We start from the raw sequence: 12041 nt of genomic DNA, 5'->3' as shown, positions 1-12041 counted from the left end.
TAACTCTTCATTTTTAACTCATAAGTCTTCATTCCGAACGCAGTGACTTGACCGGATCGACCAAAGCCGCCCGGATGCTTTGATAGCTCACGGTCAGGGCGGCAATGACAAACGTGACCAGGATCGCAATCAGGAAAATCGCTGGCCCAATCTGAATGTGGTAGGCGTACTCCTGAAGCCAGGCATCCATTGCATACCACGCCAGCGGAGCCGCAAGAACGAAGGCAATCAGCATCAGCCAGACAAACTCGCGGGAGAACAGTACGACGATACTGCCCACCGAAGCCCCCAGCACTTTGCGAATCCCGACCTCCTTGGTCCGCTGAACGGCCATCAATGACACCAGTCCGAACAGGCCCAAACCACCAATGATGATGGCAATGGCGGAGAAAAGCCGGAACGCATTGTACATGGTTTCTTCCTGCTTGTAGAGTTTTGCAATGTGCTCATCCACAAACTCATACCGGAAGATTGACTCCGGATTCAATTCCGTCCAGTCTTTCTCGATCGTCGCCAGCGTTTCGCGCATGTTCTGCGGGTTCAGTTTGACACCCACCTGCCAGAAGGCCCGCGGATTGTAGACCAGGACGCAGGCCCGGATTTTGCCATGCTTGGATTCGCTCTGAAAATCCCGGACCACTCCCCGGATAATGGCCGGCCTGTTCCCTGCCCGCACTCGCTTACCGACGGCGTCGGCATCGTTCTGAATACCCAGCCGACGAACCAGCGTCTGGTTTACCACGACATTGTTGACGGTATCGCCTTCAGGAGTTTTGATGATCGGCTCACCCGCCAGGACCGCCAGATGGTACATCGGAATGTAATTTTCATCGACCATCTTAAGCTCGGTGACATCGTTTTCGTTCATGCCCAGTTCGGGTGAAGAAAAGGGCATGAAGTTGTTATTGAAAGCCGGTCCGGCAGACGCAAAACTGAGTTGTTGAACGCCGGGATTGTCCTGCAATTTCTGCCGCAATACATCAGCCTTACTTCCCGTCGGGAATGACACGATGGCCTCTTTTTCAAAACCCATGTCCTGATTCAGGAAAAAATCCATCTGACTCGCCACCACGAGCGTCCCGATAATCATCACTTGTGTAATGGCGAACTGAATGATGACCAGCCCTTTACGAAGGGTCAGGTTTCCAAATCCCACCTCGGTATTGCGGGACTTTAAGGCTTTGATAGGTTGAAAACCGGACTGAATGAAGGCCGGGTACAGACCCGCCAGCAGAATGGTTGCCAGAACAATACTGGCAATGACGGCCATCACCAGCGGTTCGGTCAGTTGACTCGCATCGATTCGGATGTTGAGCATCGGTTTCGTGAGCGGCAGAAAAGCGAAAACCGCCCCCAGTGCCAATACCGTGGCCAGGCCCACCAGCAAGGTCGTTTCGCCCAGCACCTGCCCAACCAGTTGCCGACGGAACGCGCCCAGGGCCTTCCGGATGCCCACTTCCTTCGACCGCCGAACGGCCTGCGCCGTGGCCAGATTGACAAAATTGATGCAGGCCGTCAGAATAATGACGAGCGCGACTCCGGCCAAACCGTAAATGGTTTCTTTGGAACGCGGCATGGTGATTTGCGTGAGGTAGCGTTTATCGAAATGAATTTCCCGCACCGGCTGCAAAATCAGGTCGCCCTTATCCTGCGTCAGTTGGTTACCCCAGTTTTTCTGAACAAAAGCCGGCAATCGGGCTTCAACGCGCTCGGCCCATAATTTCTCCGGCAATACCACGTAGAGATAGCCCCCATTGATCGACCAGAAATTAGTCGTAGCAGACTCTTTTCGGATGGTTTCCCACGACACCAGAAAATTGAAAATCAAATGGGTATTGGACGGAAGATCGTTGATGACGCCGTTTACCTTCAAATTCCACTGGTTATCCAGGCGGACGATTTTACCGAGTGCTTGTTGGTCACCGAAATATTTCCGGGCCATGGTTTGCGTTAAAACGATTGAATTCGGTTCCTGCAAGGCCGTTTTTGGATTTCCCGCCAGCCAGTCAAAATCAAAAACCTGCGGAAAATCTCCGTCGGCGAAGGCGTAGCTTTCTTCCAGGTACCGTTCGTTCCCTACCTGAATCTGGCCTTCTCCGCGGTAATAATACTGGGACACCTGCTCCGCTTCGGGAAAATCGGTGCGAAAAGCTGGTGCAATGGCAAATGAAACGCTCGGATTATAGTCTAACCCATGAACCGTAACCCGGTAGGTGCGGTCTGCTTTCTGGTTGAAGGCATCATACGTCAGTTCATTCCGGACTACCAGAAAAATCAGAATGCAGGCCGACAGACCCAGCGCCAAGCCCATAACATTGATGAAGGCGTAGCTTTTTTGCTGAAGAATCGTCCGGTAGGCAATCGTAAAATAGTTGCGTAACATAGCGGTCGTTTGCGGTTTTCCGGAATCATCCGGTTTTCTTTTCAGGAATTGGGGTTGCATAAACTTCAACACGTCCCAGGTGTACTGCCAGCGGGCCTCCTGCTCGCCGAACAGCCTGGCCCGGCGCACAAATCGCTCGTGCAAATCACCCTGGATTTCTTCGAGCAGATGCGGAGCGCAAAACCATTCCAGCAGTCGGCTAGCCAGGCGGGGTGGCTGAACAGGTTTCATAAACTCACAGCCGGCAACCCTTGTGGTGAAATCGAATCCCAGAGCTGGTCGCGAACGGCCCGAATATCGTGGAGTGTCCGGCTGCCCAAAATCGTAACCGAAAACAGCCGTTTGCGTCGCCCTCCGCGTTCGGCGGTTGCTTCGCCGAGGTGCGATTTGAGCATGCCTTTTTCTTCCAGCCGGTGCAAAGCCGCGTGAACGGCACTGATGCTGACGGCCCGGCCCGTTTGCCGGTCCAGCTCGTCGGTGATGGCCACGCCATAAGCGCCGGTACCCAAAACCGCCACGGTCAGCAAGACCACTTCTTCAAACTCGCCTAAGTAGGATCGTCTCATGGAAAAAGATATAATTAACTTCTGTAGAACAAATCTTCTGCCAGAAATAAAAAATGGCCTGATCAGGCCATTTAAGCGGGTTTTGGAAAAACCGCTGTCCGAATTCGTACAGTTCTCCTGTCCGAACCCGAACAGGGTCACGGTTTACGGTTTTCAGTTTATGGCGGCCCGGCGTAAACTGAAAACCGTGACCTTATTTTGCCGCTTTCAATTCGTATTCATGATACGGTTTGTTGATGGTCAGCCAGTAAGCCAGCGTTTTGTCCGGGCTTTTCAGGAGCAGCCGGTATTTACCACTGATCAGGTGCCGGGTGTCAAAATAGCGGCTATACCCAGCTACATGCGTCCATTCCGTATAATAAACCGTCTGGGATACGTCATCGGTGATTTCGATGAGTACCTTTTTTTGATCGGGATTGGCGAAGTTGATCCGAAGCCTACCGAGCTCATTGACAAAGGGATTCGCTAAAAACTCCCGGTTTTCGATGGGCGTAAAAACCGCTGGCACTTCCTCGGGTACGTAGCTGGTGGATGTTGCCGTGCCGGTGTAGCGGCCATCGGTGGTCGCCACCAAATCATACGCCTTGACCTGCGACGCCAGCAGCTCACTATTGACCACCCGATTCAGCATTTCGTCGAACAGCCGCACATTGCGCTTTGTCAATTTCACGTATTTTCCCCGGAGCGTTTCCTGATACACGGCTTCGTGCCGGGCGTTGAAAAACCGGATGACGGTATTACGGGTGGCATAATCGGTTTGAATTTTCCAGTATCCTTTGCCCGGATTGGTTTCGGCACGGTAGTCCGGCTGGGCTCTGCCGACCAGCGTAGTGAACAGGAGCAACAGAACCAGCAGGGTTCTGAACAATCGGGCGGTTTTTTCTTGAACAGTTTTCATGGGTGTTGTGCGTGTTGTTTACAGGGTATTAGCTTGACTTCTATTATTTCAAAGTTTGTAAAACAAATCTGTTGCCAGAAAGGAAAATGGCGTTTAAAGCAAATCAAGAGGCATTTTTAAACTTATCGCTGTCCGAAACCGTACAATACTGTCCGATTTTACAAGCGGTTTCAAGACTTCGATTTTCTACCACAAAGCAGCGTAATTGCCGGCAAACGGCTAAACCAAAGGGACGAACGAGCGGAAAAATGGGACAGAAAGGCGGTAATGGCTTACAAACCCAATGCTGGATTCGTCAGGGAATGGCCCGAAGCTGATACGATTGGGGATTGGATTGAACAACCAGGCGGTAATAGTATTTTTTTTGTAAACCGATCACCTCAAACCGAAACGTACCTTCCTGCAACTGGCTCAGATTCAGCGTCCGGTTGTAGGTTGGGGCAACGGTTTTTTGTTTGAAAATAGACCGTCCCTGATCGTCCAGGATGGTTACCAGTACAGGCTCCTGCCGAAGATTTACGGCGTGAATTTTCAATTTTCCGGTACTACTGATCGACACATCAGTACGTAACGGATTGGTTTCCAGCGATTCGGTGGGAGAAGCCAGCACGTAGGAAGTGGAAATGGGATGAGTCAGGGGCGCCGAAACGGCGTAGTCAGGAACGCCGGTGCTGGAAGCCACCAATTCGTGGCTTTTGACTTCGGCCGACAGCAACTGGTTGGTCAACAGCCGCTCCAGCATCGAGTCGAATAACCGGATCGTCCGATTCGTCAGTTTAACATAACGACCCGCCAGGTTTTCCTGATAGATGGGTTCGTGCTGGCTGTTAAAAAACCGAATCCGGGTTTGCTGACTTGCAAAGTCGGTTTGAATTTTCCAGTATCCTTTCGTCGAATCCGTTCTGATGTAATAATCCGGTTGGGCCATGGCCGTAAAACCGTAGAAGAAGAAACTCACGAGCAGGAAGTTCCGAAGTTTGCGGGTTGTTTTGGGGTTGAAAGTTCTCATGATTCGTGTACTTGTTGTTTAGAAATAAAAAGGAAAACCATTAGTTCAATATTTGCAGAACAAATCTTTTGCCAAATCCGAAATTAGGCTTTGTATAGATCAAAAACGGGGTTTTTACGTTTAGGTCGAGGCAAACTCGTCCATTTGTGGACACCTTTTGTCCCGGAATGGACACTTGGATGGCTCACCGGAGCCGGAGTTGCAAGGATACTTCCAATAGAGGAGGAAAAAGTCGCGGGCGTTGCATCATTCCAGACCGGCATTTCCCTTTTTAGCGTAAGTTTGTAAAATGAAAATTCTTTCTCTGACCGACCTTAACGAGGAACAATACCTGGCTGCCCAGGCCCTTGAAATACGTTGTAAAGCCGATAATGGGTTACAGGGACACATTCACTGGGATAAGTCGATGAATTATTTTCAGTCGATGTGTCACTGGTTTTTGCTGTACAAGAATGAGGTGTTAATTGGGCTTTTGTCAGCCTTTGCTCCTACTACGCAGCTGGTGGAATTTAGCGGTTATACGCTACCCAAAGCCCGGCGAAAAGGGTGTTTTACCACTTTACTAGAGGTCGCATCCGAAGAAGCGCGCAACTATGGTTATACGGAAATGCTGTTGATTACGGAACGGTCGTCCGAATCGGGTCAGGCTTTTGTCAGACAGCTGGGAGCGACGTATTCCAACACTGAATTTCAATTACGCTGGCAACCGCAGCCAGAGAGTCCCCTCCCGGTAGTTTTGCCACACACCGTCCGGCTGATTCCAGCGACTCTCGCTGATCTGGAACCGCTTACGGAGTTGAGCCGCACCATTTTCGGGGGAACGATCGATGAAGCCCGCCGTTTACTGGAAACGACCATCACAACGCCACAATTGACGCAATACATAGCCTCACTCGATGGAAAATCGATTGGAATGGTTGCGACCAACTTTGTGCAAAACGACGTCTGGATTATCGGTTTAGGCGTTTGCCCGGAATACCAGGGGAGGGGAATTGGCAAAAATATTCTGTTCCAGATCCTGGCGATTCTTCAGCAATCGCCAGCTGAAACCATCCTGATCGAAGTGGATTCCAGTAATGCAGCCGCTCTGCACTTGTACCAGAAATCCGGTTTTACGATTCAGATGGGGCAGGATTATTTCCGTCTGCCGCTAAAATGAGTTGTATCGCGGAGATAAGCGGAGAAAAAGGGAGATAAGCAGAGATTTTTAAGTTTCTCCGCTTATCTCCGCGATATAACCCTCTTTTCTAAAAATCATGAACACTTTAGAATCGTATTTCCAACAAATCGGAGTTTCCAGCCTTGATCAGGAAATAATTCTTTCCGGTGTTGCGCCCAAAGCTTTTCAGAAAGGCGACTATTTTTTACAGGAAGGCCAGATTAGCCCGCAAATTGGCTTTATCCTGAAAGGCGTTTTCCAGTATTTCTACAACCATGATGGCGATGAAATTACAACCTACATCGCGTTAGAGAACAATTTTGTAGTATCGCTCGGCTGCTTTCTGAAACAGATTCCGGCCAAGGAAAATATCCGGGCTCTCACCGACACTGAAGTACTAGTTATTTCCAAAGCGCAATTTGATGCACTTCGGACCCAAAGTGCAGCGTTTCGTCAGTTTTACATCGAACTGCTGGAACATGAGATCGTTTGCATCGATGAAAGCCGCTTCAACCTCATTACGCTTACCGCCGAAGAACGGTACCTGAAGCTGGTGGCCGAGGAACCTCAATTACTGCAAAAAGTGCCCCAGCAATACCTGGCTTCCATTCTGGGCATCACACCCCGCCATATGAGCCGCATTCGAAAAAATATCCGGTAACCGCATTTATAGACATTTGTCCGGTAGACTGGCCGGGGCATGACCGAATTTTGTATCGTCCATTTAATCAAAACACGATATGAAAAAGGTCATCATCTTCTGGCTGCTTGCAGCGAACGGCGTTTACGCCCAACGTTCCTTCTCAAAGAATGAACTGGCTGTCAATGCCTTCCGAAATCCTTCCGTTGGTCTGGAATATCGTCATCGGCAGATCTCGGTCCACGTTGGATATTATCCCACTGTTGTTTCCAAAAACAGCGAAGGCGTCAACCAAACTACATCCTTTGTCCGCGCCGGTGTCAGCCTGTGGTTTCTTCCGGTGGGACGCAACGAAAATCCGTCTTCATTCTACACATCGCTCTCGTACGTCCGCGGTCTGAACCAACCCTACAAAAACGACAACGGCCTGATGGCCGACGCCGGGTTTCGCTGGATGATCTGGAAAGGGCTGAATTTCCGGATTGGCGCAGCACTGCTGGCATCACCCCATCACACGGTAAAAGTCAATCCTACTCCGGGCCTTAGTTACTCTTTCTTCTTCAAGTAATTCATTACCAAAACGATACAAATCATGAACACGAGTAAGTCTACCGGAAATCTATTCATCACGGGTTCAATACTGGTGCTGATCCCCTACATAATTCTTACGATCATTTTCGATTACCCCCACATTTTACGGCATGAGCCAGGGATCATTCTGACCCAATTCCACGAAGGTGGCCCCCAACTCATTGCCGTCTGGTGGGCATTTGCCCTGAGCGGTTTACCGCTGCTGATTGCATTTATCAAGCTGGGACAACAGTTTGAACATCAACACCCTTATGTTCGTTGGGCAACAACAGTTGGCGTCATTTCAGGGATCGTTCAGATTATCGGACTCTTGCGCTGGGTATTTGTCGTACCGGTGCTGGCCGACCATTACCTTCATACCTCCAATCCTGTTGTCCGGGAGTCGATTTCTATTGTTTTCCAGGCTGTACACCAATTCGGCGGGGTGCTTCTCGGCGAGCACATCGGGCAATTGTTCACGATCATCTGGACGGTTTTAATGGCGCGGGTCTTCGATCAGCTCCGGCTATTCCCACGTTGGGTAGCGGTTTTGGGGTACGTCGCTTCCGGGATTTATCTGCTGGCACAAACTGAATTAGTAGCCACGGTGATTCCCGGCTTTCCGGTTTTTGGTTTGGCAGGATTGATTGGCAGTACGTTGTGGCTGATCTGGTTGATGAGTATTGGAGTGAAAATCAAACGGGTTGTATCGCGGACGGGCGAACCCGTCCGCGATACAACCTTATTCTAATACCTCCCGCTCCACCAGCTTTTCGGCCATCGGCAGCAGCGTTTCCTCCAACGGCAACCGGCGTTTCGACTCCACCATGAACGTTGCCGGGTTGGGTAGAAACGGCCGCCGGCGGATCAATTCCAGTTTCAGCGTTTCGTAGGTTCGTCCCACGCCCTTCCGCACCGAGTCGATGTAGCGCGTCCGGATCGGTTGGCTGCCCGTCTGACTGGTGTTGGGTAAAGCCAGTCCCGGCAGCGCCAATCCCGACCAGGCCAGGTTAAAATAATAGATATGCGTTTGGGAGTGCGCGGTCCAGTGCAGAAAAATATAGCCTTCATCCCGGCGCAACGGCAGCATCCCGATGGGTGTCAGGGTCAGATTAGCCGCCAGTTCGTCGGCCATTTGCTGCCCTTTCGTCAGGGCCTGTCCGAATCGGGGCAGCGCAAAATTAATGATCGAGTCAATTTCTGACATATACTCATCGTCTTCCTGCCGGGATTGGTACCGTACCGTAAGACTTTCGGGGTCAATTCCGGTGGCATCCTTGGGGAATGAAGCAGAAAGCGTACCTTTGCGGTTCCGAAAACGGAGACCGGTCTCGTAATGATCCCGCAATTCCGTCAGGTCAGGGTATAACTTTTTGTCAGAGAAGTGTTGCTGAACGTTTTGCAGATAGGCCAGAACGACAAACTTTTTGTACTCTAAATCTATTAACCCTTGCGTCAACCAGTCTTTCTGAAGTTTTTTCATAATTAAAACGAATGAAGAACAGACAGTCTTGTTGTTAAGTAAGTTAACGAAAAATCCCAATCTGCCAAATAGTGTTTGGCGTTTTTTTTCTCCGGCAAAAAAGGATTCTCCCTAACCCATTGATTACCAAACTGACATCATAAATCGGAAATTTTGTCAGTATTACCCGAAAAAAGTGGTCTGGCACAATAAGTGACCAAAATCGACCGTCAGTTCGACCGTAAACGGTCTGCCGTTGCAGTCGGACAATTGTTAAGCATAAAACAATTTTAACTTTTAAAACTCAAGCCCATTATGGAAGCACTAACGGAAAGTAAAGTAAACGTAAGACCGTTGGCTGACCGGGTGCTGGTTGAACCAGCTCCTGCTGAAGAAAAAACCGCATTTGGTATCATCATCCCCGACACCGCCAAGGAAAAACCACAACGTGGAACGATTGTAGCCGTTGGCACGGGCAAGAAAGATGAGCCTCTGACCGTTCAGGTTGGCGATACCGTTTTGTACGGTAAGTATGCCGGTACCGAAATCACCGTTGAGGGAAAAGAATACCTCATCATGCGTGAGTCGGACATTTTTGCCATTATCTAAGGTTCTCCCGCCAGCCCCGGTTCGGTTAAACTGACCATTGGCTCCCCGGAAACCCGTTTGCATTACTCGTTAAAACCATTAATTCCTTTTCACTCATGTCTAAGAAAATATTTTTTGATATCGACGCCCGCGATCGGATCAAGAAGGGTGTTGATACCCTCGCCGACGCCGTTAAAGTAACGTTGGGACCTAAAGGCCGGAACGTTATTCTGGATAAAAAATTCGGCTCACCGGCCATCACCAAAGACGGTGTTACCGTTGCCAAAGAAATTGAACTGAAAGACGCCATTGAAAACATGGGCGCTCAGTTGGTAAAAGAAGTGGCTTCCAAAACCGCTGATTCAGCCGGTGATGGTACGACGACGGCTACTGTTCTGGCCCAGGCGATCTACTCGATCGGTGTGAAAAACGTGGCCGCCGGTGCCAATCCGATGGACTTGAAACGCGGTATCGACAAAGCGGTGATTGCCGTGGTCGATAACCTGCGTACGCAGTCCCGCGCCATTGAAACGTCGAAAGAAATTGCTCAGGTAGCAACGATCTCGGCCAACAGCGACGAGGAAATCGGCCAGATGATTGCCGATGCCATGGAAAAAGTGGGCAAAGAAGGCGTTATCACCGTCGAAGAAGCACGTGGTACGGAAACGGAAGTAAAAACCGTGGAAGGGATGCAGTTCGACCGCGGTTATCTGTCGGCTTACTTCGTGACCAACACCGACAAAATGGAAGTTGAACTGGACCGTCCGTTCATTCTGATCTCGGAGAAAAAAGTTTCTTCGATGAAAGAATTGCTGCCGGTTCTGGAGCAGGTTGCTCAAACCGGCCGTCCGTTGCTGATCATCGCCGAAGATGTCGATGGTGAAGCACTGGCGACGCTGGTTGTCAACAAAATCCGGGGTGCTCTCAAAGTGGCGGCTGTAAAAGCACCGGGCTTTGGCGATCGCCGGAAAGCCATGCTCGAAGACATCGCGATCCTGACCGGTGGTCAGGTGATCGCCGAAGAGCGTGGTTTCAAACTGGAAAACACTTCCATTGAGTTTTTAGGCACTGCCGAAAAAATCATCATCGACAAAGATAACACGACTGTTATCAATGGTTCCGGTGAGAAGGAAAACATTACGGGCCGTGTGAACCAGATCAAATCTCAGATCGAAAACACGACTTCCGATTACGACAAGGAAAAACTGCAGGAACGTCTGGCAAAACTGTCGGGCGGTGTAGCGATTCTGTACATCGGTGCTGCTACCGAAGTAGAAATGAAAGAAAAGAAAGACCGCGTTGATGATGCCCTGCACGCTACCCGCGCTGCCGTTGAAGAAGGTATCGTTGCCGGTGGTGGTGTGGCTTTCATCCGGTCGATCAAGGCGCTGGATGCCGTTGACACCCGCAATGAAGACGAAAAAACCGGTGTGAACATCATCCGGGTTGCCCTGGAATCTCCGCTGCGGACGATCGTATCGAACGCCGGTGGCGAAAGCTCCGTGGTAGTTAACGCGGTGAAAGCCGGCGAAGGCGACTACGGTTATAACGCCCGCGAAGATCGTTACGAAAACATGGTTGGCGCCGGTATTATCGACCCAACGAAAGTAACGCGTCTGGCCCTGGAAAATGCCGCTTCGATCGCGGGTCTGTTGCTGACCACCGAATGTGTGATCGCCGACGAACCCGAAGAAGCACCCGCTGGTGGTGGCGGACATGGCCACCCCGGTGGCATGGGTGGCATGATGTAATCATCCCTCCACTTCATCATACGAAAGCCCCCGGCCCTGGTGTCGGGGGCTTTTTGTTTTGAGAGGTATGGGGATTATTCTCCACACTTCGACCCTACTTTGTGTCAATCTTGGGTATAACTTTATACGAGAAAAGTTGATAATCGCCTCAAAAAGCTCAAAAACGGCCATTTTCGTATTTGGCACGTATTTTTCTTACTCTACTGCGTATAACCATTAATTAAACCAAAACAAGGGAACGTCATGGGAAATTTGCTTTATGTCATCGCGGTGGTTTTAATCATCATTTGGCTTGTTGGGCTATTAGGTTTTGGTAGTTTTGGTATGGGCAATGTCATCCATGTTCTGCTGGTGATTGCTGTCATTGCCATTATCTTAAGATTGATTCGTGGAGACAGAGTCGTGTAGATAGAAGTAATCAACAAGATATACGGTAAAAGCCTTCGGAGATTCCGGAGGCTTTTTGTTTGGCATTAATTTCCAACATCTATTAAACCTTCCTGATTCATATCGATCCAAAACGCATAAACAACCAATAGAAGATACGAACATGAAAAAGGCAATGATACTGGTGGCAACCGTTACACTTCTGATTGGAGGCTGTACGACGCAACGCCCAACGACGACCAATGACCGGTACGACCGCTACGACCGGCGTGATGACCGCTACGGCCGTTATGACAACCCTGACGTTCGGGAAATCCCCCTCGAAAATAAACTGGAACGCTGGCAGGCCGAACTGAACCTGAGCAATCGCCAGAAACGCGAAATCAGGAACATTCAGGAGCGTTATGAACGCCGGGGCCTGACCCGGGATGAACGCAACGACCGCCGGGAGTACCGCGAGTTGCAACAACAGAAACGAAAAGAGTTGCTGTCTGTTCTGACTTCCCGTCAACGCGACCGACTCAATCAACTGGAGCAACGGAACCGCCGAAGCTAAACCCAACGAAGACGATGAACGAAGGGCACCCGAACGGTGCCCTTTTTCTTTTTTCGGGAAATGAATACCTTG

At 50.1% G+C, this 12041-nt stretch carries 13 protein-coding genes; 8 read left to right on the top strand and 5 right to left on the bottom strand.

The features are described 5' to 3' along the window. Nucleotides 1-28 precede the first annotated feature (28 nt). From EHT87_RS01895 to EHT87_RS01880, 4 genes are all read right to left on the bottom strand, one after another. On the bottom strand, nucleotides 29-2614 hold the full coding sequence (locus tag EHT87_RS01895; protein WP_221621971.1) for an ABC transporter permease: 2586 nt from the start codon (nucleotides 2612-2614) through the stop codon (nucleotides 29-31). Next, nucleotides 2611-2949 (bottom strand): PadR family transcriptional regulator, encoded by a 339-nt coding sequence (locus tag EHT87_RS01890; RefSeq protein WP_124903282.1) that lies wholly within the window; start codon nucleotides 2947-2949, stop codon nucleotides 2611-2613. The genes EHT87_RS01895 and EHT87_RS01890 overlap by 4 nt, the downstream gene beginning before the upstream one ends. Before the next feature lie 193 nt (nucleotides 2950-3142). Next, nucleotides 3143-3847 (bottom strand): hypothetical protein, encoded by a 705-nt coding sequence (locus tag EHT87_RS01885; protein WP_124903280.1) that lies wholly within the window; start codon nucleotides 3845-3847, stop codon nucleotides 3143-3145. Nucleotides 3848-4142: 295 nt separating this feature from the next. After that, on the bottom strand, nucleotides 4143-4856 hold the full coding sequence (locus EHT87_RS01880; RefSeq protein WP_124903278.1) for a T9SS type A sorting domain-containing protein: 714 nt from the start codon (nucleotides 4854-4856) through the stop codon (nucleotides 4143-4145). Nucleotides 4857-5145: 289 nt separating this feature from the next. Here EHT87_RS01880 and EHT87_RS01875 point away from each other — a divergent pair, with 289 nt between their 5' ends. The 4 genes from EHT87_RS01875 (at nucleotide 5146) to EHT87_RS01860 (ending at nucleotide 7976) form a co-directional block, all read left to right on the top strand. Beyond that, nucleotides 5146-6015, top strand: a complete 870-nt coding sequence (locus EHT87_RS01875; protein WP_124903276.1) for a GNAT family N-acetyltransferase — start codon at nucleotides 5146-5148, stop codon at nucleotides 6013-6015. Between the two features lie 97 nt (nucleotides 6016-6112). Continuing rightward, complete coding sequence (locus EHT87_RS01870; RefSeq protein WP_124903274.1) at nucleotides 6113-6676, top strand: Crp/Fnr family transcriptional regulator; 564 nt, start codon at nucleotides 6113-6115, stop codon at nucleotides 6674-6676. Between the two features lie 79 nt (nucleotides 6677-6755). After that, complete coding sequence (locus tag EHT87_RS01865; RefSeq protein WP_124903272.1) at nucleotides 6756-7223, top strand: hypothetical protein; 468 nt, start codon at nucleotides 6756-6758, stop codon at nucleotides 7221-7223. A 24-nt stretch (nucleotides 7224-7247) separates the two neighbouring features. Further along, nucleotides 7248-7976 (top strand): DUF4386 domain-containing protein, encoded by a 729-nt coding sequence (locus EHT87_RS01860; RefSeq protein ID WP_124903270.1) that lies wholly within the window; start codon nucleotides 7248-7250, stop codon nucleotides 7974-7976. Here EHT87_RS01860 and EHT87_RS01855 read toward each other — a convergent pair. After that, on the bottom strand, nucleotides 7968-8708 hold the full coding sequence (locus EHT87_RS01855; protein WP_124903268.1) for a hypothetical protein: 741 nt from the start codon (nucleotides 8706-8708) through the stop codon (nucleotides 7968-7970). The genes EHT87_RS01860 and EHT87_RS01855 overlap by 9 nt on opposite strands. A 294-nt stretch (nucleotides 8709-9002) precedes the next feature. On the opposite strand from EHT87_RS01855, the gene EHT87_RS01850 reads away from it, so the two are divergent. From EHT87_RS01850 to EHT87_RS01835, 4 genes are all read left to right on the top strand, one after another. After that, complete coding sequence (locus EHT87_RS01850) at nucleotides 9003-9296, top strand: co-chaperone GroES (protein ID WP_114407921.1); 294 nt, start codon at nucleotides 9003-9005, stop codon at nucleotides 9294-9296. Between the two features lie 95 nt (nucleotides 9297-9391). Further along, nucleotides 9392-11026 carry a chaperonin GroEL gene (gene groL, locus EHT87_RS01845; protein ID WP_124903266.1) on the top strand — a complete coding sequence of 545 codons (1635 nt, stop codon included), beginning with the start codon at nucleotides 9392-9394 and terminating at the stop codon, nucleotides 11024-11026. Between the two features lie 243 nt (nucleotides 11027-11269). Further along, nucleotides 11270-11434 carry a lmo0937 family membrane protein gene (locus EHT87_RS01840; RefSeq protein WP_124903264.1) on the top strand — a complete coding sequence of 55 codons (165 nt, stop codon included), beginning with the start codon at nucleotides 11270-11272 and terminating at the stop codon, nucleotides 11432-11434. 142 nt (nucleotides 11435-11576) lie between these two features. Continuing rightward, a complete protein-coding gene (locus tag EHT87_RS01835) occupies nucleotides 11577-11969 on the top strand; it encodes a hypothetical protein (protein WP_124903262.1) in 393 nt (130 codons plus the stop codon). The last annotated feature ends 72 nt before the right edge of the window (nucleotides 11970-12041 follow it).

This window comes from Larkinella knui (assembly GCF_003858645.1).
Taxonomy (GTDB): Bacteria; Bacteroidota; Bacteroidia; order Cytophagales; family Spirosomataceae; genus Larkinella; species Larkinella knui.
Note: the sequence above shows the minus strand (reverse complement) of the source record. Positions and strands in the feature narration are given on the sequence as shown.

What these genes read in the sequence shown, in the direction of transcription:
- EHT87_RS01895 (WP_221621971.1), bottom strand. Translation starts at nt 2,614, where the DNA reads ATGAAACCTGTTCAGCCACCCCGCCTGGCTAGCCGACTGCTGGAATGG.
- EHT87_RS01865 (WP_124903272.1), top strand. Translation starts at nt 6,756, where the DNA reads ATGAAAAAGGTCATCATCTTCTGGCTGCTTGCAGCGAACGGCGTTTAC.
- EHT87_RS01875 (WP_124903276.1), top strand. Translation starts at nt 5,146, where the DNA reads ATGAAAATTCTTTCTCTGACCGACCTTAACGAGGAACAATACCTGGCT.
- EHT87_RS01890 (WP_124903282.1), bottom strand. Translation starts at nt 2,949, where the DNA reads ATGAGACGATCCTACTTAGGCGAGTTTGAAGAAGTGGTCTTGCTGACC.
- EHT87_RS01880 (WP_124903278.1), bottom strand. Translation starts at nt 4,856, where the DNA reads ATGAGAACTTTCAACCCCAAAACAACCCGCAAACTTCGGAACTTCCTG.
- EHT87_RS01835 (WP_124903262.1), top strand. Translation starts at nt 11,577, where the DNA reads ATGAAAAAGGCAATGATACTGGTGGCAACCGTTACACTTCTGATTGGA.
- EHT87_RS01885 (WP_124903280.1), bottom strand. Translation starts at nt 3,847, where the DNA reads ATGAAAACTGTTCAAGAAAAAACCGCCCGATTGTTCAGAACCCTGCTG.
- EHT87_RS01855 (WP_124903268.1), bottom strand. Translation starts at nt 8,708, where the DNA reads ATGAAAAAACTTCAGAAAGACTGGTTGACGCAAGGGTTAATAGATTTA.
- EHT87_RS01850 (WP_114407921.1), top strand. Translation starts at nt 9,003, where the DNA reads ATGGAAGCACTAACGGAAAGTAAAGTAAACGTAAGACCGTTGGCTGAC.
- groL (WP_124903266.1), top strand. Translation starts at nt 9,392, where the DNA reads ATGTCTAAGAAAATATTTTTTGATATCGACGCCCGCGATCGGATCAAG.
- EHT87_RS01840 (WP_124903264.1), top strand. Translation starts at nt 11,270, where the DNA reads ATGGGAAATTTGCTTTATGTCATCGCGGTGGTTTTAATCATCATTTGG.
- EHT87_RS01870 (WP_124903274.1), top strand. Translation starts at nt 6,113, where the DNA reads ATGAACACTTTAGAATCGTATTTCCAACAAATCGGAGTTTCCAGCCTT.
- EHT87_RS01860 (WP_124903270.1), top strand. Translation starts at nt 7,248, where the DNA reads ATGAACACGAGTAAGTCTACCGGAAATCTATTCATCACGGGTTCAATA.